The sequence below is a fragment of the Denitratisoma sp. DHT3 genome, from assembly GCF_007833355.1.
Lineage (GTDB): Bacteria > Pseudomonadota > Gammaproteobacteria > Burkholderiales > Rhodocyclaceae > Denitratisoma.
Map to the genome: position 1 here is coordinate 688195 of NZ_CP020914.1, position 23332 is coordinate 711526.

Annotated in this window: 19 protein-coding genes, 1 tRNA gene and 1 pseudogene; 7 read left to right on the top strand and 14 right to left on the bottom strand. The window is 63.3% G+C overall.

The window, feature by feature from the left end:
* Positions 1-6: 6 nt before the first annotated feature.
* Positions 7-1605: a methyl-accepting chemotaxis protein gene (locus B9N43_RS03085; protein WP_145840866.1), complete on the bottom strand. Its 1599-nt coding sequence runs from the start codon at positions 1603-1605 to the stop codon at positions 7-9.
* 286 nt (positions 1606-1891) lie between these two features.
* Here B9N43_RS03085 and B9N43_RS03090 point away from each other — a divergent pair, with 286 nt between their 5' ends.
* Positions 1892-3337: a helix-turn-helix domain-containing protein gene (locus B9N43_RS03090; RefSeq protein ID WP_145840867.1), complete on the top strand. Its 1446-nt coding sequence runs from the start codon at positions 1892-1894 to the stop codon at positions 3335-3337.
* Between the two features lie 21 nt (positions 3338-3358).
* Here the strand turns inward: B9N43_RS03090 and B9N43_RS03095 are convergent, their stop codons facing one another.
* Positions 3359-5701, bottom strand: a complete 2343-nt coding sequence (locus tag B9N43_RS03095; protein WP_145840868.1) for a DNA internalization-related competence protein ComEC/Rec2 — start codon at positions 5699-5701, stop codon at positions 3359-3361.
* Positions 5702-5911: 210 nt separating this feature from the next.
* Positions 5912-6811 (bottom strand): 23S rRNA (adenine(2030)-N(6))-methyltransferase RlmJ, encoded by a 900-nt coding sequence (locus tag B9N43_RS03100; RefSeq protein ID WP_145840869.1) that lies wholly within the window; start codon positions 6809-6811, stop codon positions 5912-5914.
* A gap of 116 nt (positions 6812-6927) precedes the next feature.
* Here B9N43_RS03100 and B9N43_RS03105 point away from each other — a divergent pair, with 116 nt between their 5' ends.
* A complete protein-coding gene (locus B9N43_RS03105) occupies positions 6928-7743 on the top strand; it encodes a pseudouridine synthase (protein ID WP_145840870.1) in 816 nt (271 codons plus the stop codon).
* A 136-nt stretch (positions 7744-7879) separates the two neighbouring features.
* Positions 7880-7956, top strand: a tRNA-Asp gene (locus B9N43_RS03110).
* A 198-nt stretch (positions 7957-8154) separates the two neighbouring features.
* Here the strand turns inward: B9N43_RS03110 and B9N43_RS03115 are convergent.
* A pseudogene (locus B9N43_RS03115) lies at positions 8155-8283 on the bottom strand (transposase); the annotation flags it as partial.
* 274 nt (positions 8284-8557) lie between these two features.
* Here B9N43_RS03115 and B9N43_RS03120 point away from each other — a divergent pair.
* On the top strand, positions 8558-9682 hold the full coding sequence (locus B9N43_RS03120; protein WP_145840871.1) for an acyltransferase family protein: 1125 nt from the start codon (positions 8558-8560) through the stop codon (positions 9680-9682).
* Between the two features lie 222 nt (positions 9683-9904).
* Here B9N43_RS03120 and B9N43_RS03125 read toward each other — a convergent pair whose 3' ends face one another.
* The 3 genes from B9N43_RS03125 to B9N43_RS03130 are packed head-to-tail and all read right to left on the bottom strand — an operon-like array spanning position 9905 to position 12162.
* Positions 9905-10744 carry a DUF364 domain-containing protein gene (locus B9N43_RS03125; RefSeq protein ID WP_145840872.1) on the bottom strand — a complete coding sequence of 280 codons (840 nt, stop codon included), beginning with the start codon at positions 10742-10744 and terminating at the stop codon, positions 9905-9907.
* Between the two features lie 10 nt (positions 10745-10754).
* The gene (locus B9N43_RS17110; protein ID WP_186453956.1) at positions 10755-10916 is read right to left on the bottom strand and encodes a hypothetical protein; all 162 of its coding nucleotides are present in this window, start codon (positions 10914-10916) and stop codon (positions 10755-10757) included.
* Positions 10897-12162 (bottom strand): DUF2325 domain-containing protein, encoded by a 1266-nt coding sequence (locus B9N43_RS03130; RefSeq protein ID WP_145840873.1) that lies wholly within the window; start codon positions 12160-12162, stop codon positions 10897-10899. The genes B9N43_RS17110 and B9N43_RS03130 overlap by 20 nt, the downstream gene beginning before the upstream one ends.
* 718 nt (positions 12163-12880) lie before the next feature.
* Here B9N43_RS03130 and B9N43_RS03135 point away from each other — a divergent pair.
* Together B9N43_RS03135 and B9N43_RS03140 are read left to right on the top strand one after the other, a co-directional pair.
* Positions 12881-14779, top strand: a complete 1899-nt coding sequence (locus tag B9N43_RS03135) for a SurA N-terminal domain-containing protein (protein ID WP_145840874.1) — start codon at positions 12881-12883, stop codon at positions 14777-14779.
* Between the two features lie 49 nt (positions 14780-14828).
* On the top strand, positions 14829-15770 hold the full coding sequence (locus B9N43_RS03140) for a CysB family HTH-type transcriptional regulator (protein ID WP_145840875.1): 942 nt from the start codon (positions 14829-14831) through the stop codon (positions 15768-15770).
* A gap of 5 nt (positions 15771-15775) precedes the next feature.
* Here B9N43_RS03140 and B9N43_RS03145 read toward each other — a convergent pair whose 3' ends face one another.
* A complete protein-coding gene (locus tag B9N43_RS03145) occupies positions 15776-16153 on the bottom strand; it encodes a hypothetical protein (RefSeq protein WP_145840876.1) in 378 nt (125 codons plus the stop codon).
* Positions 16154-16273: 120 nt separating this feature from the next.
* Between B9N43_RS03145 and B9N43_RS03150 the strand changes: the two genes are divergently transcribed.
* Entirely contained in the window at positions 16274-18061 is a 1788-nt protein-coding gene (locus B9N43_RS03150; RefSeq protein ID WP_145840877.1) for a GspE/PulE family protein, read from the top strand.
* Positions 18062-18150: 89 nt separating this feature from the next.
* On the opposite strand, the gene B9N43_RS03155 is transcribed toward B9N43_RS03150, so the two are convergent.
* The 6 genes from B9N43_RS03155 to B9N43_RS03180 all read right to left on the bottom strand — a co-directional run bounded on the left by B9N43_RS03155 (position 18151) and on the right by B9N43_RS03180 (position 23323).
* Positions 18151-19323 (bottom strand): vWA domain-containing protein, encoded by a 1173-nt coding sequence (locus tag B9N43_RS03155; RefSeq protein WP_145840878.1) that lies wholly within the window; start codon positions 19321-19323, stop codon positions 18151-18153.
* A complete protein-coding gene (locus B9N43_RS03160) occupies positions 19317-20438 on the bottom strand; it encodes a sensor domain-containing diguanylate cyclase (RefSeq protein ID WP_145840879.1) in 1122 nt (373 codons plus the stop codon). The genes B9N43_RS03155 and B9N43_RS03160 overlap by 7 nt, the downstream gene beginning before the upstream one ends.
* Complete coding sequence (locus tag B9N43_RS03165; RefSeq protein WP_145840880.1) at positions 20435-21277, bottom strand: AAA family ATPase; 843 nt, start codon at positions 21275-21277, stop codon at positions 20435-20437. The genes B9N43_RS03160 and B9N43_RS03165 overlap by 4 nt, the downstream gene beginning before the upstream one ends.
* Before the next feature lie 187 nt (positions 21278-21464).
* The gene (locus B9N43_RS03170) at positions 21465-21902 is read right to left on the bottom strand and encodes a DUF1841 family protein (RefSeq protein WP_145840881.1); all 438 of its coding nucleotides are present in this window, start codon (positions 21900-21902) and stop codon (positions 21465-21467) included.
* Positions 21899-22531: an endonuclease III gene (nth, locus tag B9N43_RS03175; protein WP_145840882.1), complete on the bottom strand. Its 633-nt coding sequence runs from the start codon at positions 22529-22531 to the stop codon at positions 21899-21901. The genes B9N43_RS03170 and nth overlap by 4 nt, the downstream gene beginning before the upstream one ends.
* A 111-nt stretch (positions 22532-22642) precedes the next feature.
* Positions 22643-23323, bottom strand: coding sequence for an electron transport complex subunit E (locus tag B9N43_RS03180; protein WP_145840883.1), 681 nt, complete (start codon positions 23321-23323; stop codon positions 22643-22645).
* Positions 23324-23332: the final 9 nt, after the last annotated feature.

The window sequence follows — 23332 nt, forward strand, 5'->3', positions numbered from 1 at the left end:
CCGATACTAGACTTTGAAGTTTTCCACGGTAGTGCTCAGAGATCCCGACCGTTCTTCGAGTTCATGCATCGCACTCCCCGCCCGAGCCACGCTTTGGGCATTTTCGTCACTCATGCGCGTGATACCTTCGATCTGCTGCGCAATCAGGTGACTGGCCGAGGATTGTTCACTCAGGGCGACAGAGATGCCTTTGGCATGCCCCTCGCTCTGTTTCGAGCTTCTCTGAATGTACTCGATTGCTTTGCGCGCGCTGGCGGCATAGCCAGCCGCCGTTTCCATCTGATTGACGATTTGGTGGATGTTATCCACGGCATTCTTGGAGCTCAGTTGGACAGCCTCGATCATTTGACGAATTTCTTCCGAAGAACTGGTCGTCTTTTCGGCAAGCTTGCGTACCTCGTCCGCGACCACGGTAAAACCCCGGCCCTGTTCTCCGGCGCGTGCCGCCTCAATGGCCGCATTCAGGGCCAACAGATTGGTCTGATCGGCAACGTCACGGATGGTATTGACGATGCTGGATATTTCATCGGTCTGCTGCCCCACGCGCTCGATGACGTCGGCCGCATCCTTGACGATGGCCGAGATTTTCAGCATCTCGTTCGAGGCATTCTGAATGACGTTGACGCCTTCCGAGGCAAGCTCGGCGCTCTCACGGTTGGCATCCAGCGCCTGGTCGGCATTCACGTGAATGTTGTTGATGCTGGCGTTCATCTCTTCGATTGCGGCGGCGACAGCCGAAGTGGCGTCATGTTGGCCGTGAACCGACTGGGTGATGTGTTTCAGTTCCGAAGACATCGCACTGCAAGAAGTTACGGTTTGGCGGGCATTGGCGCCAATCTGACCAATCAAATCGCGCAGGTTGGCCTGCATGTCCGCAAGCGCCCGCAGCAATTCGCCCGTTTCGTCCTTTCCGCCAGTCTCGATGCGATTGGTCAAGTTCCCGCCCGCCACCGACTTGGCTGTGCGAATCGCATTGAGCAGGGGACCGACGATTTTTCCGGACAGCGCAAAGGAGACGGCCATCGCTCCAGCCAAACCAAGCACGAAAACTAGAATGTCGACGAAAACAGCGCGGTTGTAGTCGTCGATCGACTTCAAGCGGGCCAGACTTACCAGTGCCGTTGCATTTCTCCTCACCGAGGCTGAAATGCTCTCCACCAGTTCGCCTGCCGACTCGGCATTGATGGCCTGGCCAAGGCGAATTTCATGAAACATTGAAATCACCGCGCTCCTTGCGGTCTCACAGATTTTCATCGCGGTCTGCAATTCATCTGTGATCGACACATGAGCAATCACTGTTGAAGGCGACATCGCCTGCTGCAAAACTTGATCGACGGCTAATTTATTTTCTTCCTCGCTCTTACCGTCATCAATGTCGTGTCCCCTCAGGACATCGATCCAGACTTCATCAATGCCGCTTTCCTGAATTTGACGAAGATCCTCTTGTTTCTGCAAAAGAAAATTCTCACGCCAGAAGGGGTGATTCATCCACGGCGTGCAGAATTCATGGATATGCATGTCAATGCGCAGATTCATGACGTTGATCTTCTTCAATTTCTTCTGCACATGGTTCTCCATCTGTCGCAGCGGCAACGATTCTTCCACTTAAAACCTCGTATTGGCTTTATTTAGGCCCTCAGCCCGAATTTATTGACCTGGATACGCCACATGGTCAGGTATCATTTTTATCAAAATAATACTTCATAAATTGAAAATATATCACTTCGAAGTCATGCTTGTTTCATTCGCTTATCTGTCGGCACGACAACCGGAGTAAGCTCTATGACGATATTTTGAGGCGGAGCGTCAGGGAGGGGGATCATTCGGCCAGAACGCCTGGGCAAGATGAAATCTCACCCCGATATGAAAAATTCGATAGAATCGCTGCAATATGGGATCACATCTCAACGCTCACGCCTACCAACAGGTATGTTCCACCCGCGAGGCCGCAGACATCCTTGGCGTGTCCCTTCGGACGGTGCAGCTTTGGGTCGACAGCGGCATTCTCGATGCGTGGAAAACAGCCGGTGGGCATCGCCGTGTCAGTCGGGCATCCATCGAAGCGCTGCAAAAAGGTCGCCTGTCAGTGCATTCGGACACCATGCACGTGGGTGGCGATGGCGAATTCTTTCTTGCCAATCAACCCATTTTCGGGGGCAATGGGCGGATTTTCGGCTATGAGCTGCTTTACCGCGATCGCGGGCAAACGACAGCGAATTTCGCCGATCCGATTCGCGCCACCGCTCAAGTCATCCGGGTCGCCTTTGGTGAGCTGGGTTATCTCGGCGCCATCGGCGATGCGCTTTGCTTCATCAACGTGACGGAGGACGTGCTCCACGAAGATACGCTCATGGCGCTGGAGCCGGAACGCATCGTGCTCGAGTTGCCGGCAAGCACCCCTCCGACGGAGCGTTTATTGGAACGCTGCGTGTTCCTCAAGCGCGCGGGTTTTCAGCTGTTGCTCGAAAATTATCATCCTGGAAGGAGTTCGGAGCGGCTTCTTTCCGTGGCCGATTTCGTCAAACTGGATCTGCGGGATGGCCTTGATTTCGATGCAAGGCAATACCCGAACATATTCGGACAAGTCAAGCTGGTGGGGGGCAAGCTTGAAACCGAAGAGGCTTACGAAGCCGCCAGGAGTTTCGGCTGCAACTACTTTCAGGGATATTTTTTCGCGCACCCCAAAATCGATCGCGGACGGCAGATATCTCCCCAAAGAGCCGCATTGCTCGACTTGTTGCGCTTGATGCTGACCGCCGACGTAAGCAACGCGGAGATCGAGAAGCGACTGAAGCTGGAACCCGCCCTGTGTCTGAATCTGTTGCGGCTGGTCAATTCGGCGGCGGCCGGCATCCCCAGGCGCGTAGACACTTTGCGGGAGGTTCTGCTTTTACTTGGACGGCAAAATCTCTGCCGCTGGATTCAGCTGCTGCTTTACGCCGATGACGAACAGTTTTCGGGCCTGCCGAATCCCCTCATGCAATTGGCGGCTTTCCGCGGGCGATTTCTTGAACACCTCGTCACGATTCTTCCCGGATGTATCGGCCTGAAGGACAAGGCTTTCATGATTGGGCTGCTGTCCTATCTGGAAGCGCTCCTGAGAGTCCCCCTGGCGACGATTCTTCGACACCTCCAACTCACCGACGAGGTCCATGACGCTCTTCTGCACAGGGAAGGCATTCTGGGGAAATTGCTTGCGTTGGCCGAGGCACTCGACACCCAGAACTTCGAGAGCGCAACGGCGATTGCGGGGCAACTGGAGTTGGACTGGAGCTCCATGCACCGAGGAATGGTCGAATCCTTGGGATGGAGCAATGCATTGAATCGTTTGAACTGAGTCCCGCCGGGCACGCCGGCGCTACAGGCCGTGCCAGTAACGCCGGCGCCGCTGCCGTTCATGGCCGACCTCGATACCGCCCTGGCGGAAGAAGATTTCCACCGCGCCGTCGCGATCGGTGCGGTGCAGTGGAATGTCGCCGTAGCGGGCCAGCACGTCGGCCTTCGGATGGCCGAAGCGGTTGCGGTAGCCCACCGGGATCACCGCCTGGCGTGGTGCCACGGCGGCCAGAAACGTCGCGCTGGACGAGGTGCGGCTGCCGTGATGCGGCACCAGCAGCACGTCGGTGCGCAGGCCGGCGCCCAGCCGCGCCACCAGCCCGGCCTCGGAGCGGGCCTCGATATCGGCGGACAGCAGCAGGCTCCCGTGGGGCGTGGTCAGGCGCAGCACGCAGCTCAGGTCGTTGGTCTTGCCGGTCGGCCGGGCATAGTCGGCCGCGCTCGGATGCAGCATGGCGAACTCGATTCCGTCCCAGCGCCAATGCTCGCCCGCCAGGCATGGACGCTGGGGCAGGGCCTGTGCCGAGAGATCATGCTCGAAGGGCAGGGAACTCAGCAAATCCCCCACCGGCACACTCTCCAGCACCGATTCCGCGCCGCCGGCATGGTCCTTGTCCTCGTGGCTGATCACCATCCGGTCCAGGCGCTGGACCCCGATCGCGCGCAGATAGGGCAGGATCACGCGATTGCCGCTGTTGGCGTCGGGCGAGTAGGCCGGGCCGGTGTCGAACAGCAGGTCGTGGCTGGCCGTCTGCACATGGACCGCCAGCCCCTGGCCGACGTCGAGCACCGTGACGGCGGCTTCGCCCGCCAGGGGCCGGGCAGGCGGCGCCAGGAACAGCGGCAATAGCAGCACCGCGCCGACCCAGCGGGCGGGGAAACCGCGCGGCAGCAGCAGCCAGACGATGCCCGGCAGCGCCAGGAGCAGCGCCCAGAGCGGCGGCTGATGCTGCTGCCAGACCGCCCAGGGCGCCCGCGCCAGCCATTCGACGCCGATCATCAGCAGTTCCATGATCCAGTGGGCCGGGTAGAGCAGCCATTCCAGTCCGGGCACGGCGGCCAGCAGCGCCAGTGGCGTGACGACGAAGCTGATCAGCGGAATCGCCACGCCGTTGGCCAGCGGCGAGACCAGCGAAAACTGCTGGAACAGCGCCAGCAGCAGCGGCAGCATGCCCGCCGTCATGGCCCATTGGGCACGGCCCCACTGGCGCAGCCAATGGCCGGGATGCAGGCGGCCGCTGCCGACCAGGAACAGCAGGGCCACGGCGCCGAACGAGAGCCAGAAACCGGCGGCCAGCACCGCCCAGGGATCGATCAGCAGTACCAGCAGCAGGGCCAGCGCCAGTACCTGGCGCGGCGCGAGGGGACGCCGCAGGCACAGCGCCGCCGCCGCGACGCCCAGCATGTACAGGGTGCGCTGGGCCGGCACCGCGAACCCGGCCAGCAGACAGTAGACCCAGGCGCCGAGAAAGCCGCCCAGCGCCGCAGCCTGCTGGGCTGGCAGCCGCAGGGGCAGATGCGGCGAACGGCGCCACAGCCAGCCGACGGCGCCGTAGACCAGGCTTGCCACCAGGGTGATGTGCAGGCCCGAGATGCTCATCAGATGCGTCAGACCGGTGCGGGCGAAGCTCTGCCAGAGGCCGTTGTCGATGGCGTTCTGGTCGCCCACCGCCAGCGCCACCAGCACGCCGGCATAGGGCCGCTGCGGACCCAGCGTGGCCTGGAAGCGCTGGCGCACGTTTTCCCGCAGGCGCTCGATCCAGCTGCCGAGACTCGGCACGAAGGCGGCCAGGCGGCGGTTGTCCGGCGCCGGGCGCACATAGCCGGTGGCGCGCACACCGCGCTCGAAGAGCCAGGCTTCATAGTCGAAACCGCCCGGGTTGAGGTTGCCGTGGGGACGCTTCAGGCGCAGCGTCAGTTGCCAGCGCTCGCCGGCATGAAGCTCGGGTATGTTGCCGAGGCCGGTTTTGTCCTGCGGGCGGAAGCCGCGGTACCAGGCCAGCGAAAGCCGCCGCGGCAATTCTGCGCGCCCAGGGCCGGGCTCCGGGGCGAAGTCGAAACGCCAGCCGTTGTCGAACGCCTGGGGCAGGCTGGCGACGACCCCGACGACCTGGAGGTCGCGGCCCTCCAGGTCCGCCGCCAGCGCCTCGTCCAGCCGCTGCTGGGCCAGCGTGCCGGCCCAGGCGAAGCCCAGCAGCAAGGCGCCGAGCGGCGCCAGGGCGCGCAGCCGCGGCCGCCAGCGGCCGAGCCCCAGCGCCAGGACGCCGACCGCAGCCAGCGTCGCCAGCAGCGCGGCGGCGGGCAGTTGCGCTTGCCATTGCAGGCAGAGGACGCCGATGGTAAAGGCGATAATCGACAATGTCATATCGCCATTAAACCTTAAAACCTCGGTTCGAACCTGATGGATCACCCAATAGGTGAAACCGAGAATTTTCGCCGTACCCGCCGTGCCGCCGTGGTTAACTACTTTTTCAAGGAACTCCGCTTGTGAAGAGCGGACGGCGCTTGCGCGAATGCTCCCTCGTCCCGCTTGCGGGGAGAGGGGCGGGTTGACGTTATGGGCGTCGGTCGAGGCTCAGGAGCGCGGTTTGTGCGGTCTGGCCGCCGGCGTGGCGGGGGCGCCGTCCTGATATTCCAGCTGGTGGCGGGCCTGGCCGTCCTGGGCCAGGGCTTCGGTGAGCAGGGGCAGGGCGTCGCGCAGCGTGGCGGCCAGGGTCCATGGCGGATTGACGATGAACAGGCCGCTGCCATGCATGCCGAAGCCGTCGGCCGCCGGGGCCTGGACCGAGAGGCTGGCGTGGAGCCAGCTCGCCGCAGGCAGCTTTTTCAGCTTTTCCGGCAACTGGCGCGAGTCGCCGCGCTGCAACTGGGGATACCAGAGGACGAAGGTGCCGGTGGCGAAGCGGCTCAGGCCCTCCTTCACGGCGGCCACGACGCGCAGGTAGTCGCGCTTGTCCTCGTAGGCCGGGTCCATCAGGGTGAAGCCGCGCCGGGGCGGCGGCGGCAGCACCGACTTGATCTCGCTGAAACCGTCGGCCTGACGCAGGGCGTAATGCTTTTCCCGGCCGGGGAAGGCGCGGCCGAGGTTCTCCATCAGCAGTCGCGCATCGGTGCTGTGCAGCTCGAACAGGCGCAGCCGGTCAGCCTCCCGCATCAGATTGAGGGCCAGCACCGGGGAGCCGGGGTAGGTGCGCAGAGTGCCATCGGGATTGAAACGCCGCACCTGATCCACGTAATCGGCCAGCGCTGGCGGCAGGTCGCCGCGCTCCCAGAGCCGGGCGATGCCGCCGGCGAACTCCGCGTTCTTGCTGGCATAGACCGAACGCAGATCGTAGAGGCCGGCGCCGGTATGCGTGTCCACCACCCAATAGGGTTTGTCCTTCAAGTTGAAATGGCGCAGCAGCTGCACCAGGACGAAGTGCTTGAGCACGTCGGCATGGTTGCCGGCATGGAAGGCGTGGCGGTAACTGAGCATCGGGCGTGAAGGCGGATCGATCGGGGCGTCACACTATACGGCCAAGCCCGCCGTAACGGGTTATCCTTGGCGCCCGCCAGCGCACCGCCTGGCGTCAGCCTGCCTTACCGATGAACATGAACGACAAACCCCAACGCCGGCTGCGGGTGGCGAAGGCCATCTCGCAGCCGGCGGCAAAACCGGCCGCCGCGGCGGAAGCGAATCCCGCCGGCGTGCGGATTTCCAAGCTGATGGCCGAGCGCGGCCTGTGCTCGCGGCGCGAGGCCGACAGCTACATCGAGCAGGGCCTGGTCTATGTCGATGGCCAGCGGGTGACGGAACTGGGCACCCGCGCCGCGCCCGACGCCGAAATCACGCTGGGCGGGGCGGCCCGGCTCAGCCAGTCCAAGCGCGTCACCATCCTGCTGCACAAGCCGGTGGGCTATGTCTCGGGCCAGGCCGAGGACGGCCACCAGCCGGCGGTGACGCTGATCTCCGAGCGCAGCCATTTTTCCGGCGACAAAACCCAGCGCTTCTATCCTGCGCATCTGCGCGGCCTGGCGCCGGCCGGCCGGCTGGACATCGACTCGACCGGCCTGCTGGTGCTGACCCAGGACGGCCGCGTGGCGCGGCGACTGATCGGCGAGGATTCAACGGTGGACAAGGAGTATCTGGTGCGGGTCGAGGGCCACATCGCCGCCAACGGTCTGGCGCTGCTCAACCATGGCCTGTCCCTGGACGGCAAGGCGCTGCGTCCGGCGCGCGTGGAATGGCTCAATGACGACCAGTTGCGCTTCGTGCTGAGGGAAGGCCGCAAGCGCCAGATCCGCCGCATGTGCGAGCTGGTCGGACTGCGTGTGGCGGGGCTGAAGCGCGTGCGCATCGGCCGCGTGCGCCTGGGCGACTTGCCGCAGGGGCAATGGCGCTACCTGCGCGCCGACGAGGAATTCTGATTTGCCGTCATGGCGATGGCTTGCGGAAAAAAAACTCTGAAAAAATCGTCGATCCGGATTGACGCCGGCGACCAAAGCCGGCAGAATTCGCCCCCGTCGCAAGCAGCGCAGCAAGGCTTCGTTGCCCAGTCGATATGGAGTGGTAGTTCAGTTGGTTAGAATACCGGCCTGTCACGCCGGGGGTCGCGGGTTCGAGTCCCGTCCACTCCGCCACAAAGTCTAAGCCCTTCGTTTTGAGGGGCTTTTTCTTTTTCAAGGTCCGCACCATGGGGGCCTTCGCGCATATCGCTATTCTCTATTTGGCATTTCCCGTCCAAGCCATCGACAAAGGCGCCATCCGGACCAGCCGAGTCACCGTCAAATCCGGGGGATGATCACCGCGTAGGATTCGCTGCACGATGTCCGGGGCCAGGAACGCCATTTGTAGAACGTGGCGTCGCTGAAGCCTCCCTTGCGGCATAGCTCCTTGCTCGGCATCCCCGCTTCGGCCTGCTTTAGGAAGCCGATGATTTGTTCTTCGCTAAATCTGCTCTTCTTCATGTCCGTCATTCTCCATGGTTTGACGGACTTCTCTACTTCAGCCTGGTACGGCTGGCGGGGGGCAGGTCAGGGGTCGCGAAGGCAGCAACTGTATTGAATAGCAAAGCAAAGACGAGAGACCATGAGCTCCTCCTAACTTGCGGAAAATGTACTACGACATAATCATATGAATATGCTGAAAAATTTTACTTCACCAACATTTGTAGGGGCAGCTTCATTCAAAATTCAGAGCCGACCTTAGAATTACATTAGTATATTTTTATACCATTGCCACATGGAACTCATTGAGCCTCAATTCTTAAAGTCCGCGTCACCGCCACCTCGGCTGGCGTTCCTTGATGCCGTGAGGGGAATTGCTGCGGTATGGGTTGTTCTTTACCATATGACCCAAATGCCAGCACCACATCTAGCGACACCCATGTGGGGTCGGTATGCGGAAAACGGGCATGCCGGCGTGATGCTATTTTTCGTCGCCAGCGCATTTTCCCTGTGCTACACATCGCGCCTTCACCAGGAAGGATGGATCGCGTTCTATATCAGACGCTTTTTTCGCATCGCTCCGTTGTTCTATGCTGTGCTCGCCTTCATGCTCTTACGTATGTGGGCCGTCAATGGCATGACGAGACCGCTGAATGAGGTTCTCGACAATGTCCTATTCACCTTCAACATTTTCCCTGCGCACCAGTGGAGCATCGTTCCCGCTGGTTGGACGATCGGCGTGGAAATGATTTTTTATCTGATATTTCCCGCCCTCTATTTGACAAGTGGAAACGTTTGGCGGGCGGTCACTGCCATGATGCTTTCGATCATCATCGCCAGAGTGTTCGAAAATATGCTCCCTAGATTGGTTAACGATCCGGAGACTTATTGGTTGCTGTCATTTTTTCATCACCTGCCGACTCTTGTAAACGGAGTAGTGGCATTTCGGCTTTACGAGTCTCTCAAAGAACATTCATCAAAAAACGACGTGGGACTGGCACTGGTCACGGGGGCGGCAGTTCTATACTTTGCCCTGCTGGACAACAGGACAGCGCTGGTCGAACCTTATTACTGGCAAGGTATTATCTTCGGCGCCTTCGTCGTCGGGCTGGCGCTTTCGCCGACGTCAATCCTTGTCAATCGGATGACCGTATTCTTCGGCAAGATCAGTTATTCGACATATCTTCTGCATTCTCCAATCATCGTGTTGTTAATGCCGATGTATACCGAGATTTACTCTTGGCCAGTTGCAGTCTCGTTCAAGTTCCTGGCTTGCACGGTACTGACGCTTGGTGCGCTGGTGCCGATATCCTATGCAGCTTTTCGCCTGATTGAGCAGCCGGGGATCAATTGGGGCCGGCGCATCATCAGTCGTCGGATTTTCGCTTCACGGGTTATTTGCCCAGGAACTGCCGAGTAAGCTCCCATTTAAAATCAGCAGCATGCGGCCATGCATTCCCACTACCGCTTCGCCAGCAAGGGGAGAGTTTTTGAAGAAAAAAACCGCCCTTGAGGGCGGTTAAACTCTTCTCGGGTTCGTCCAGACGAACATCGAGAGGAGGGGGAGGAAAGTCTGCCGGATGGAAGGTCGTCGTGTTCAGGATGTGTCGGGTTAGAGACAGCTATACCTCCACCGACTGCATCAGCATGTGGGCGGCAGCCGTAGAGTGATGCGCTCCACCGTCTTGCCGAAGAAGTGATAGCCGGAACCGCCTTCGGCCAGGAGTTCAAGCAGTTCGTCCGGGGCCGTCACCCGCGTCCCGCCGACAACGGTGACGCCGCGCCGAGCGTATGGCTCGGGCACCAGGGTCGCCGTCGGCCCGATCACCGCCGCTTCGGCACCGGGCCGCAGCAGGCCGAGAAGGCCGTCGAGGGTGCCGTTGATAAGGGTGGTGCCGGTGGTGATGAAGACATCGGCCCCGGGAATCACTTCCGGTGCCCGCTCGGCCGGAACGTAATAGGGCAACTCTTCCGGTTTCAACGTGGCTGGGTCGAGTTCGAGGACATTGAAGGGCTGCTCTCGCCGGCGCAGCTCCCGCATGTAAGGTGGGAAGGCGCCGACCAGCGCCACCCGCTGGCCAGGCGACAGGGGCAGCGCCTCGAAGGCGTCGCCGAAGCGCAGGTCGATGCCTGCTGGCGGGCCGTCCCGCAGCCAGAGACTTTCGGCCAACGCGTTGAGGGTGGCGATGGCCAGTCCCCGACGCAGGTCCTGGGGCCGGTAGAGGTCGTCCAGCACCGACAGCACCTTGCGGCCGGCGATTTTTCCCGGCGTCGGCATGGCCTTGGCAGAACTCGGACAGCACACCGCTTCGGGTACGTTCTTGATCGGTGTCGCGCAGAGACCGCCGGCCCCGTTGGACAGCTTGACTCCGGTGAAGAAAATGCCGAGCACCGCACGCTCCAGGGTCAGCGCCTCGGCTTCGGGGCCGAGGCGATCTACTACGGTGGCGTGCAGTTCGGCGAGCAGGCTGGTGGTCGGCATGTCCGTCTCCTCAACGGCCGTCGGAGCGGCACGCGAAATGCAGCTCAGTGTTGCCGTACTCGCCGGCCAGGTCGCCGCGTTCGGTGTCGATCAGTCCGGCTTCTTCCAGACGCTGGCAGGACTGCTCGACGTGGCGCAGCGGATGGCCGGCGCTAACGGCGGAGGTGGTCATGGCGCTTTCGCTCCTTCCCCGTCACCAGGAATCCGGTCCTGCGCTGGCTGGTCTCCAGGGCCAGCATTTCCAGGCTGCGGGCAAAGGTGGTGACGCCCGCCGATTTCTGGAAAATGCAGGGCATTTCCTGTTGCTTGCAGGCCTGCTTGATCCGCCAATAGGCAGAATGGGAGATATGGCCGATCTGACAAACCACCGCATCGGCGCCCGCAACCGCGGCGTCGATGCGGTGTTCGTTGTCCTCCAGGCCGCCGTCGTGGTGGAGGAAATGCCCGCCGCCGGCTTCGACGAGTCGTCGGTAATGGTCGATCAAGCCGGGGCGGCCGCCGATGCAAAGGATACGGTAGCCGTTCAGGCGGACTTCTGCCGGTCCGTCCGGATGATCGGCGGCACTGACCGGGAAGGTACCGGGAAGCGCTGTTGCCTCGAGAGGCGTCACAGTCTTGCGCAATACATGGCGGGTCTGGGCCAGCTCGTCTTCCAGGTCGGCGATCAGGCTCTGGGAGGCCGCCAAGCGCTCGCCGAGGGCTTCGTTGCGCTCGTGCAGCGCGGCGTTTGCGGCCTTGAGTTTTTCCGCCGCCGCGACAACCGCCGCTTCCCGTTGGCACTGGGCAACTTTCCGTTCGCTTTCGGCCAGACGCCCCTCCAACAAGATGACGCTACGATCCCGTTCCTGCTGGACGACCAGGAGGTTCTGCCGCAGGGTGGCGATTTCCTCATGCAGCCTGGCACTGTCTTGTTCGAGGGTATGCAGGCGCTGCTTTTCTGTCCGTTCCGTCGCTCCGAGGCGATGCGACAGCATGTGCATCTCGCCATAGATGACGGTCCCGGTGTAATCGTTGGTATCGGGGTGGGTCCAGGCCGCCCACAGGCTTCCCTCGACGCGGCCTTCAGCGTAGGCGACCCGCCACAGGGCAAGGACTGCGTCACTGCCTTTCGCCTGGGCAAACTGCTGGATCGACGCGGCGTAGCGACGATCGAGAAACCGCTGGATCAGCTCGGCAATTTCGGTTCGTTCGTCGCAATGGCCGACGACAGCGGAATGAAGCACGTAGTCCGGCATCCTGGACTCATCAAACCCGGCCCGCCTGGCCAGTTGGCGCAATTCGGCGATGGTCAGGCAAGTGCCGATCAGTGGGCAATGCCAGGTACTGGGCAATTGCCAGATCCGAAGGCGACGATGGGGTGTCGGCGGTACTTTGGGAGCCGCCAGCAGGGCTACCGGGCCGAAGGTGTCCTCGAACAAGCGTGCAATGGGTTTCATGCCGGCTCGAGACTGATTTCGGCATCCCGCAGGAGCCCTGGTGTGGTCAATAAACCATCACCGTCCTGCTCGAGCAACCCATCCCCTCGGGGAAATGCGAGTTGCTCGCTGAGTATTGGGAGGGGGCAAAGAGAGCGCACGACGGTGATTGCAGTCGATGATTGGCAGGAGGTTCGTAATCTGCATCGTAATATACAACATAATATAACGCTGTAAAGGACTCGTTCGACATGAAGTCCGGCAAGGCAACGAACCACCTCCCCATGACAGAAATCCCCTGCTTGATTTTTCCGTCCAGATGAGCTGGTTCTCTGCAATCCCAGGACCTGGTCAGCTTTTAACGGTGGAGAGGAGGGCATTAAATTGCCGCCCAACATGCTGAAATTCCCTGTATCTTTTTTCGCTTCAGGGAATTTCTTACTGAGATAGGTTCGCGGTTGACTACGGCCACCGCCAAATTCATGCCTTTACCAGCACCTTGTGGAGCCGCGATGCGCGCGGACCTACAAGGTGTTTTGCTTTATGCGTAGTGCGTCGATGGGATATCGGTTGCGCCCGGTTCCATGCGCCATGGTTCGCCGTGTTTGATGGTATCCTTCGGCGCGTCTGGGCCAATCAGCCATTTGTTTTCCAACGAAAAAAGGCGAACCGGCAAACGGGTTCGCCTTTTTCAATTCACATCTGAGCCATCGTTTCCGTCATGTTCGATTTCGTTCGCAACAATCGCCGCATCGTCCAGGTCGTCCTGGCGGGCATCATCCTGCCTTTCGCCTTCTGGGGCGTGGATTCCTACATCAATCACATGGGCTCCAGCAACGACGTTGCCACGGTGGGCGGCAGCGCCATCAGCCTGCAGGCGTTTCAGCAGAGCTTGCAGGAGCAGCAGAATCGGATGCGGAGCGCGGCCGGACGGCCGGTGCCCCAGGAACTGCTGGACACGCCGCAGATCCGCCAGGACGTTTTGAACGGCCTGATCGACCAGCGCCTGCTGCTGCTGCACGCCGCCAAGTCCGGGCTGGGCGTGAGCGACGCGCAACTGGCGCAGTTCATCGCCTCGGTGCCCTCCTTGCAGGACGATGGCAAGTTTTCCAAGGAAAAATACGAGGCTCTGGTCGCCGCCCAGGGAATGACCATCGACAGTTTCGAGGCGCGCCTGCGCCAGGACATGGCAATGCAGCAGGCGCTGGGCGCGGTGGGCGCTTCGCTGCCGGGCAAGGGCGGCGCTGACCGCTGGCTGGCGGCGCAACTGGAGGAGCGGGAAGTCGCCGAGGCCCTGTTCAAGCCCGAGCAGTTCGCATCGCAGGTGAAGCTCGGCGCCGATGCGGCGAAGGCCTACTACGACAGCCATGCCAGCGCTTTCCAGGTGCCCGAGCAGGTGCGCGTCGAGTACGTGGCGCTGACCCGCCAGGGCCTGCTGGGGCAGGTCAGCGTCAGCGACGAGGAGGCGATGGCCTGGTACAAGGGCCACGCCGAGCAATACCGGCAGCCCGAGGAACGCCGGGCCAGCCACATCCTGATCCTGGCGGAGAAGAACGCGCCCGAGGCGGCGGTCAAGGCCGCGGCCACCAAGGCCGACGAGCTGCTGGCGCGGATTCGCAAGGCGCCCGGCGAGTTCGCCGCCCTGGCCAAGCAGCACTCCCAGGACCCCGGTTCCGCCGCCCACGGCGGCGATCTGGACTGGTTCCGTCGCGGCATGATGGTCAAGCCCTTCGACGACGCGGTCTTCGCGCTCAAGGAAGGCGAGGTCAGCACCGTGGTCCGTTCCGATTTCGGCTTCCACATCATCAGGCTCACCGGCGTGCGTCCGGAGCGGGTGCGCCCCTTCGAGGAAGTGAAGGGCGAGATCGTCGCCCAGTTGAGCCAGCAGGCGGCCGGCCGCAAATTCACCGAGGCGGTGGAGAGTTTCACCAACATGGTCTATGAGCAGGCCGACAGCCTGCAGCCGGTGGAGGACAAGTTCAAGCTGAAGCCCATGCAAAGCGGCTGGCTCACCCGGGACGGGCAGGGCGCCGGTCCCCTGAACAATCCCAAGCTGCTGGCGGCGGTGTTCTCCGACGACGTGCTGAAGAACAAGCGCAATACCGAGGCGGTCGAAATGGGGCAGGACGTCCTGGTCGCCGCCCGCCTGCTGGAGCACAAGCCGGCCAGCATGCGCGCCCTGGACGAGGTGAAGGGCGAGATCGAGAAGCGCCTGATCCAGGAGGAGGCCGCCAGGCTGGCGCGTCAGGCCGGCGAGGCGGCGCTGGCGCGGACGGCCAAGGCCGAGGGCGGGGCCGAGATCAAGTGGGGCGCCGCGCGCAGCGTGCCGCGCCTGGGTGCGGCGGACGTCGGCCGGGAGGAATTGCAGGCGGTGTTCAGGGCGGATGTCGCCAGGTTGCCCGCCTATGCCGGCGCCGTGCGGCCGGACGGCAGCTATGCCCTGTACCGGATTTCCCAGGTCAAGCCGTTCAAGGGCGAGGACGACAGCCGCGCCCAGATGCTGCGCCAGCAGTACGGCCAGATCGTCGCCGGCGAGGAGTTCAGCGCCTGGCTCAGCACCTTGCGTCAGCGCTACAAGGTGGAAATTCACCAGAAGGTGCTGGACGCCAAGGAGCACTGATCCCTTGGCCGGCCGGATGCGCTGATCTAGCGCGCAAGTCTCGCGGATCATGAAGATCCAGCAATTGCGCTTTCTGATCGAGGTCGTCGACAGCGGCCTCAGCGTCACCGTCGCGGCGGAGCGGCTGTTCACTTCACAGCCGGGCGTCAGCAAGCAGATCCGCCTCCTGGAAGCCGAGATCGGCGTCGCCATCTTCGAGCGCTCGGGCAAGCGCTTCACCGGCCTCACCCCGGCCGGGCAGGCGGTGGTGCGGGCGGCGCGCCGGGTGTTGCTGGAGGCGGAGAATTTCAGGCGGGTGGCGGACGAGTTCCGCGACGAGTCCGCCGGCACCCTGACCGTGGCGACCACCCACACCCAGGCCCGCTATGTGCTGCCGCGGGTGGTGGCCGAATTCACCCGGCGCTATCCCCAGGTGCGGCTGTCGATCCAGGAAGGCGATCCGCACCGGGTGGTGGAGAATCTGCAGCGCGGCCTGGCCGACATCGGCATCGCCACCGAGGCGCTGGCCAGCGCGCCGGACCTGGTGTCCCTGCCGGCCTATTCCTGGCATCACCTGATGATCGCGCCGGCCGGCCATCCGCTCCTGGAGAAGGATGCCCTGACCCTGCAAACCCTGGCCAGCTATCCGCTGATCACCTACGACCCGGCCTTTTCCGGCCGCAGCCGGATCGACGAGGCGTTCCGCCGCGCCGACATCCAGCCCAATCTGGCGCTCACCGCGGTGGACTCCGACGTGATCAAGACCTATGTCAGTCTTGGACTGGGCGTCGGCATCATCGCCGCGATGGCCTTCGATCCCCAGCGCGACAGCGGTCTGGTGGCGGTGGACGTGGGGCACCTGTTCGGCGCCAACATCACCCGTCTGGCGCTGCGGCAGGGCGCGTTGCCGCGGCGCTTCGCCATGGCCTTCGTCGAGCTGCTGGCGCCGCAACTGACCGCCGACGTGGTGGCGGCGTCGATTCGGGAAGACGGCCAGTCCTACCAGATCTGAACGGCTCACCTCGCCGTCGCGATCCTGGCCGGCCGGGCGCGCTGCGCCTGCAGGCAAATGCGCCGCTCCGCGGCCGGCTTGTCCCGGCAGGCCTGGCGGGCCTTCACCAGCGCAACGCAACGTTGCGGACGACGGGCCTTGCGGCAGTCGGGCGCCGGCATGCGGTCCTCCATGCACTGGCGCAACTCGTCCCCCTTGTAGCGAGCGCAGATGCGGCGGGCCATCAGGCGCGCCGCGCAGCGCTCCGGATCGCGCGCCTGGGTGCAGCCCTGGCTCTCCCGTGCGATGGGTTCCGCGGCACTACTTGTACCGGGAGCGGCGAGGGCGAGCAGGAACAGCATGGCCATGGCGCGGCCGGTGATTTGGGAGAGCAGGCGTGACATCGGTGATTTTTTCATTCGTGAGGATTTTGCAACGCCGCCATCATAACCAGTATGTATCGTGGTGGGCCGGGCCGGAGGAGTTCGGCTATATTGCTCGCTGGACAACAGAAACGCCGCGCCATGACCAACGTCGCAGTCAACCCGTCTGAACATCGTCTGACCCTGATGGAGGTTGTCGATGCCCTGGTGGAGGGAGGGCATCTGGCGGTGCCGGAGGCCGAGAAGTTCAAGCGGGAACGCCGCTATTACAAGGGCGAATCCCATCCGCTGGCGGTCATCGCCGGCCAGCACTGGAAATCCGCCAAATCACCCGGCCGCGTGCTCGACCTGGAGACCCTGACCCACTGGCTGGCCGCCTGGTCCGGGCTGCCTTACTTCCACATCGATCCGCTGAAAATCAATTTCGCCGCCGTGACCGATGTGATGAGCAACGCTTACGCCATCCGTTTCCGCATCCTGCCGGTGGAAGTGCGGGCCAACGAGGTGGTCGTCGCCACGGCGGAGCCGTTCGAGCGCGGCTGGGAAGCCGAGCTGGCGCCGGTGCTGCGCAAGGAGATACGGCGCGTGGTGGCGAACCCGGAGGACATCGCCCGCTACCAGGTGGAGTTCTACAACCTGGCCAAGTCGGTCAAGAGCGCCATGACGCGGGGCGACATGTCCGCCGCCGGCGCCTCCAACTTCGAGCAGCTGGTGGAGCTGGGCAAGACCAACCGCCAGTTCGACGCCAACGACCAGCACATCGTCCGCATCGTGGACTGGATCTGGCAATACGCCTTCGATCAGCGGGCTTCCGACATCCACATCGAGCCGCGGCGGGAGCTCGGCGTCGTCCGCTTTCGCATCGATGGGGTGCTGCATCAGGTGTATCAGATTCCGATGCCCGTGCTGAACGCGATGACCAGCCGCATCAAGATCCTGGGGCGGATGGACGTGGTGGAGAAGCGCCGCCCCCAGGACGGACGGGTCAAGACGCGCAATCCCGATGGCCAGGAAGTGGAGCTGCGCCTGTCCACCCTGCCCACCGCCTTTGGCGAAAAGCTGGTGATGCGCATCTTCGATCCCGAGGTGCTGGTGCGGGACTTCTCCGAACTCGGCTTCGGCACCAGCGATGCCGCGCGCTGGCATGAGATGACGAGCCGGCCCAACGGCATCATCCTGGTGACCGGCCCGACCGGATCGGGCAAGACCACCACCCTGTATTCGACCCTGAAGCAACTGGCCACCGACGACGTCAATGTATGTACCCTGGAAGACCCGATCGAGATGGTCGAGCCCGCCTTCAACCAGGTGCAGGTCCAGGCGGAAATCGGCATGGGCTTCGCCGAGGGCATCCGGGCGTTGATGCGGCAGGACCCGGACATCATCATGGTGGGCGAAATCCGCGACCTGGAGACGGCCGAGATGGCGATCCAGGCGGCGCTGACCGGCCATCTGGTGCTGTCCACGCTGCACACCAACGACGCGCCCAGCGCCATCACCCGCCTGCTGGATCTGGGGGTGCCGCCCTATCTGCTGCAGGCCACGGTGATCGGCGTGATGGCCCAGCGCCTGGTGCGCACGCTCTGTCCCCACTGCAAGGTGGCCGGCGGCCTGCGCACCGACGACGATCTGACCTGGAGCGCCCTGGTCGCGCCCTGGAAGTCCAGCAAGCCGGAGACGCTGTACCACCCGCAAGGCTGCCTGGAATGCCGCCGCACCGGCTACAAGGGGCGGATTGGAATCTACGAGATCATGTCGCTGTCACCCGAACTCAGGCAGTTGATCGGCGAGCGGACGGATCAGTCGCGGTTGCGCGAGCAGGCGGTGCGGGAGGGGATGAAGCCGCTGCGCATCGCCGGCGCCGCGAAAGTGGCGGCGGGCTTCACCACCATCAAGGAAATCCTCAAGGTGGCGCCGCCGCTGGAGTGAACTGTTATGGAAACACTGATTGAGTCCGTCCGCACTGAGCCCTTCGTCTTGGCTCAGCCCGAACGGAAGGGGACTTGTTCAGTGCTTCCTTATTTATTGAGCTGACGCATCGCCCGCTCCAGGCCCGCCAGGGAGAGGGGGAACATGCGGCCGCCCATGATCCCGTGCAGGATCTGGATCGACTGGCGGTAATCCCAGAGCCGCTCCGGTTCGGGGTTCAGCCAGACGGCCGAGGGATAGGCTTCCAGCAGCCGGTCCAGCCAGACGGCGCCGGCCTCCGGGTTGTTGTACTCGACCGAGCCGCCGGGCTGGAGGATTTCGTAGGGGCTCATGGTCGCGTCGCCGACGAAGATCAGCTTGTAATCCTCGCCGTACTTGTGCATCACGTCCCAGAGCGGGATGCGCTCGTCGCGGCGCCGGTTGTTGTCGCGCCAGACGTGGTCGTAGACGCAGTTGTGGAAGTAGAAATACTCCAGGTGCTTGAACTCGGCGCGGGCGGCGGAGAACATCTCGGCGCAGACCTGGATGTGGTCGTCCATGGAGCCGCCGACGTCGAGGAACAGCAGCACCTTGACCTTGTTGTGGCGCTCGGGGCGCATCTTCAGGTCCAGCCAGCCGGCGTTGCGCGCCGTGCCCTGGATGGTGCCGTCCAGGTCCAGTTCCTCCGCCGCGCCTTCGCGGGCGAAGCGGCGCAGGCGGCGCAGCGCGACCTTGATGTTGCGGGTGCCCAGCTCCATCGAATCGTCCAGGTTCTTGAACTCCCGGTTTTCCCAGACCTTGACGGCGGTGCGGTTGCCCGCGGATTCACCGCCGACGCGGATGCCTTCCGGATGGTAGCCGCTGTTGCCGAAGGGACTGGTGCCGCCGGTGCCGATCCACTTGTTGCCGCCCTGGTGGCGCCCCTTCTGTTCCTCCAGGCGCTTCTTCAACTCCTCCATGAGCTTGTCCCAGCCCAGTTTTTCAAGCTTGGCCTTCTCCTCCGGCGTCAGCATCTTCTTCGCCATGGCCGTCAGCCAATCCTCGGGCAGCTCGGCCGCCAGGCCGGGAATCTGCTCGACGCCGCGGAAGTACTCGCCGAAGGCCTGGTCGAACTTGTCGTATTGGGTCTCGTCCTTCACCAGGCAGGCGCGGGCGAGGAAGTAGAAGTCGTCGATGCTGTGTCCCGCCACCCGGGCCCGCATGGCTTCCAGCAGGGTCAGAAATTCGCGGGTCGAGACCGGCAGCTTGCGCGCCTTGAGGTGCAGGAAAAAGTCGATCAGCATGATGAGGTTTTGGCCACGAAGGCGATGGATTCGCCGCTATAAATTTCGACCCGGTTGCGGCCCAGGTGTTTCGCCTGGTACAGGGCCGAGTCGGCGGCGTGGGTGAGATCGTCCGGGGTCTTGCCGTGCTGGGGATAGCTGGAAACGCCGAACGAGCCGGTGATCCTGAGGGTGAAATCGCCGAAGCTCAATTCAGCGTCGGCAAAGCGCTCGCGCCAGGTTTCGGCGCGTGCCTGGGCGTGGTCCAGCGTCATGCCGGGCAGGACCACCAGGAATTCCTCGCCGCCGTAGCGGCAGACCACGTCCTCGGCGCGGGTGTCGGCGCGCAGCAGATCGGCGACGGTCTTGATGATCTGGTCGCCCGCCAGATGGCCGTAGCTGTCGTTGAGCGTCTTGAAATGGTCCAGGTCGACCATCACCACCGACAGGGGATGGCCGTCGCGGCGGGTGCGGGCCACTTCCCGCTCCAGCGTCTCGTCCAGGTAGCGACGGTTGAAGACGCCGGTGAGCGAGTCCCGTATCGCCTGGTTGGCCAGCTGCGTCTGCAATTCCTGGATCTTCTGCAACTGGATGTGCAGCCAGCTGTTGGCCTTCGCCAGGGCCGATTCGGCGAGCTTGCGCTCGGTGATGTCGAGGTGGGTTCCCAGCATCCGCAAGGGGTCGCCCTGCGGGGTGCGTGCCCACAACATGCCGCGCGAGAGCACCCAGCGCCAGCTGCCGTCGCGCGAGCGCATCCGGAACTCGCAGCGATAGATGGGCGTTTCGCCGCGCCAGTGGCGTTGCTGCGCCTCCTGGACGCGGGGCATGTCCTCCGGATGCACCAGGGAGGCGAAGGTCGAGTCGTCCTTCCGCGTCGAATCGGGCGGGTACCCGATGATCGCCCACCAGCCGTCGGAGTAGTGCGCCGAGTCTTCGACGATGTTCCAGTCCCAGACGCCGTCGCCGGCACATTCCAGGGCCAGGCGCAGCCGCTCCTCGCTGTCCTGGCTCCGCTGGAGCGCCTCGTCGCGTTGCTTCAAGACCTGTCGCAGGCGCTGATTGAGTCGGCCGAAATAGCCGACGATCAGCGCCAGCAGCGCCAGTAGACCGGCGATGAACAGGAGGTATGGAATCACCGATTGTGCCGGGCCATGAAGACCAGGCGCTCGAACAGATGCACGTCCTGCTCGTTCTTCAGCAACGCGCCATGGAGGGGCGGCACCGCCGCCTTCCGGTCCTGGGCGCGCAGCACCTCGGGCGGGATGTCCTCGGCCATCAGCAGCTTGAGCCAGTCGATCAGTTCCGAGGTGGAGGGCTTCTTCTTCAGGCCGGGAATCTGGCGCAGCTCGAAGAACACTTCCAGGGCTTCCTTGAGCAGCTCCCGCTTCAGGTCGGGGAAATGGACGTCGACGATCTTCTCCATCGTCTCCTTGTCGGGAAACTTGATGTAGTGGAAAAAGCAGCGGCGCAGGAAGGCGTCGGGCAGTTCCTTTTCGTTGTTGGAGGTGATGATGATGATGGGGCGGTGCCTGGCCTTGACCAGCTGCCGGGTCTCGTAGACGTAGAACTCCATCCGGTCCAGTTCCCGCAGCAGGTCGTTGGGGAACTCGATGTCGGCCTTGTCGATCTCGTCGATCAGCACCACGGTCGGCTGGTCCGACTCCAGCGCCTGCCAGAGGGCGCCCTTGACGATGTAGTTGCCGATGTCCTTGACCTTGTCGTCCCCCAGCTGGGAGTCGCGCAGGCGCGAGACCGCGTCGTACTCGTAGAGGCCCTGCTGCGCCTTGGTGGTGGATTTGACGTGCCATTGCAGCAGCGGCAGGCCCAGGGCGGCGGCGACCTCCTCGGCCAGCATGGTCTTGCCGGTGCCCGGCTCGCCCTTGATCAGGAGCGGCCGTTGCAGGGTGATGGCGGCATTGACCGCCAGCATCAGATCGGGAGTGGCGACGTAGCTGGATGTACCTTCGAAACGCATGGGGAGAGTCCTGAAGTGAATGAGGATGAGCGTTATGGGGTGCTGTTTGTAGCTAAAACGGAAACAATCAGCAGATGGATTCAAGTCTTCAATAAATCATGCCAGTCGCTGTCTGGCCTTCAATTTTTGATACTTATTCTGCATGATTCATTGTATTCATTTTGGAAACAATGCGGCTGCACCTGATTCATCGGCCGGCCGCGCGTCTGATCGATTCCACATAAGCCTCGCCGTCCATCGGCGCCCGGTCCCGCTGCGAACGCCAGATGGCCTCGGCCAGGCAGTCGAGGATGGCGTGCAGCGCCTCGTGGCGGTCGCCGCGCCGGATGAGCAGTTGCTCGTAGGCGGCGCGGATGCCTTGCGGCTGATCGATCTGCAACTGCTCCTCGATCGCCAGGTGCAGGGAGAGGTGGAGGAAGGGATTGGTCTCCCCCTGTTCCGGCGTCCAGTCCCGGGCCAGGGCCTCCTCGCCGCCGCCCAGCAGGGCGTGGTATTCAGGGTGCAGTTGTACCACGTCGGCGGCCATGATTTCCAGGGCGGTGGCCGGCAGCTTGTCGATGCGTTTCTTCCAGGCGTCGACCAGGAACTGGCGCGCCTGGTCGCGGCTGGGGTTGAAAAGGCTCACGGGGTCTTGTCCTTGTATTCGCAGAGATCCCGGATCGGGCAGCGGGGGCAGTCGGGCTTCCGGGCCTTGCAGACGTAGCGGCCGTGCAGGATCAGCCAGTGGTGGGCGTGCAGCCGATATTCCGGAGGCACGAACTTCAGCAGCTTGTCCTCCACCGCCCGGACATCCTTCCCCGGCGCCAGCCCGGTGCGGTTGGCAACGCGGAAGATGTGGGTGTCCACCGCGATCGTCGGTTCGCCGAAGACGACGTTCAGCACCACGTTGGCGGTCTTGCGCCCGACACCGGGCAGCGCCTCCAGCGCGGCGCGGTCGTGGGGCACCTCGCCGCCATGGCGTTCGAGCAGGAGGCGGGAGAGGGCGACGACGTTCTTCGCCTTGGTCTTGTAAAGGCCGATGGTCTGGATGTACTCGGCCAGACCTTCCTCGCCCAGCGCGGCGATCGCCTGGGGCGTCGGATGGGCGCGGAACAGCGGGCGGGCGGCGCGATTCACGCCCTTGTCCGTGGCCTGGGCCGAGAGCACCACCGCCACCAGGAGCTGGTAGGGGGTCTGGTATTCCAGTTCCGTGACCGGGTGGGGGTCCGTCGCCGCGAGGCGAGCGAAGATTTCGGCGCGTTTGGTCTGATTCATCCTTGAAACCTCGGTTCGAACCACGGCGACACGGCGGGCACGGCGGGCAGAGCGAACCTCAAGACTTCCATCGTTTTGATGGGCCGCCCGATGGGATAAAGCGCGAGCTCCTCAGGCGGCCTGCGCCTCCAGGTGCTGGCGCCGGGCCAGTTCCGCCGCGCGGGCGTTGGCGCGGGCATCCATCCAGTTGCGCACCGCGATCATCAGCCCCAGGAAGATGAAGGCGCCGGGCGGCAGGATGCTGATCAGGAAGCCGGGATAGTCCTCGGGCAGGACATGGATGGCCTGGGCGCCGGGAATGATCATCTCGATCCCGGAGAGCACCGTGCCCTGGCCGACGAATTCCCGCACCGCGCCCAGCACCGCCAGCACGCCGGTGAGGCCCACGCCCATCATGAAACCGTCCCAGGTCGAGCGCCAGGCCGGATTCTTGGCGGCGAAGGCTTCCACCCGTGCCAGCACGATGCAGTTGGTGACGATCAGGGGAATGAAAATGCCCAGGATCAGATACAGGTCGTGCAGCCAGGCGTTGAAGGCCAGGTCGACCATGGTCACCAGGGTGGCGATGATCAGGATGAACACCGGAATCCGAATCTCGTAGGGAATGAAGGCCCGGAGCGCCGACACCGTCAGGTTGGACAGCGCCATCACCAGCGCCGTGGCCAGTCCCAGGCTGACCGAGTTGGTGAGGGTGGTGGTGACGGCCAGGGTGGGGCACAGCCCCAGCACCTGGGCGAGGATGGAATTCTGCTTCCACAGGCCGTTATGGGTGATCTCGCGGTATGTGCTCATGGCTGGACT

What these genes read in the sequence shown, in the direction of transcription:
- B9N43_RS03180 (WP_145840883.1), bottom strand. Translation starts at nt 23,323, where the DNA reads ATGAGCACATACCGCGAGATCACCCATAACGGCCTGTGGAAGCAGAAT.
- B9N43_RS03145 (WP_145840876.1), bottom strand. Translation starts at nt 16,153, where the DNA reads ATGTCACGCCTGCTCTCCCAAATCACCGGCCGCGCCATGGCCATGCTG.
- B9N43_RS03105 (WP_145840870.1), top strand. Translation starts at nt 6,928, where the DNA reads ATGAACGACAAACCCCAACGCCGGCTGCGGGTGGCGAAGGCCATCTCG.
- B9N43_RS03155 (WP_145840878.1), bottom strand. Translation starts at nt 19,323, where the DNA reads ATGCTGATCGACTTTTTCCTGCACCTCAAGGCGCGCAAGCTGCCGGTC.
- B9N43_RS03100 (WP_145840869.1), bottom strand. Translation starts at nt 6,811, where the DNA reads ATGCTCAGTTACCGCCACGCCTTCCATGCCGGCAACCATGCCGACGTG.
- B9N43_RS03090 (WP_145840867.1), top strand. Translation starts at nt 1,892, where the DNA reads ATGGGATCACATCTCAACGCTCACGCCTACCAACAGGTATGTTCCACC.
- B9N43_RS03125 (WP_145840872.1), bottom strand. Translation starts at nt 10,744, where the DNA reads ATGCCGACCACCAGCCTGCTCGCCGAACTGCACGCCACCGTAGTAGAT.
- B9N43_RS03140 (WP_145840875.1), top strand. Translation starts at nt 14,829, where the DNA reads ATGAAGATCCAGCAATTGCGCTTTCTGATCGAGGTCGTCGACAGCGGC.
- B9N43_RS03095 (WP_145840868.1), bottom strand. Translation starts at nt 5,701, where the DNA reads ATGACATTGTCGATTATCGCCTTTACCATCGGCGTCCTCTGCCTGCAA.
- B9N43_RS03150 (WP_145840877.1), top strand. Translation starts at nt 16,274, where the DNA reads ATGACCAACGTCGCAGTCAACCCGTCTGAACATCGTCTGACCCTGATG.
- B9N43_RS03165 (WP_145840880.1), bottom strand. Translation starts at nt 21,277, where the DNA reads ATGCGTTTCGAAGGTACATCCAGCTACGTCGCCACTCCCGATCTGATG.
- nth (WP_145840882.1), bottom strand. Translation starts at nt 22,531, where the DNA reads ATGAATCAGACCAAACGCGCCGAAATCTTCGCTCGCCTCGCGGCGACG.
- B9N43_RS17110 (WP_186453956.1), bottom strand. Translation starts at nt 10,916, where the DNA reads ATGACCACCTCCGCCGTTAGCGCCGGCCATCCGCTGCGCCACGTCGAG.
- B9N43_RS03120 (WP_145840871.1), top strand. Translation starts at nt 8,558, where the DNA reads ATGGAACTCATTGAGCCTCAATTCTTAAAGTCCGCGTCACCGCCACCT.
- B9N43_RS03135 (WP_145840874.1), top strand. Translation starts at nt 12,881, where the DNA reads ATGTTCGATTTCGTTCGCAACAATCGCCGCATCGTCCAGGTCGTCCTG.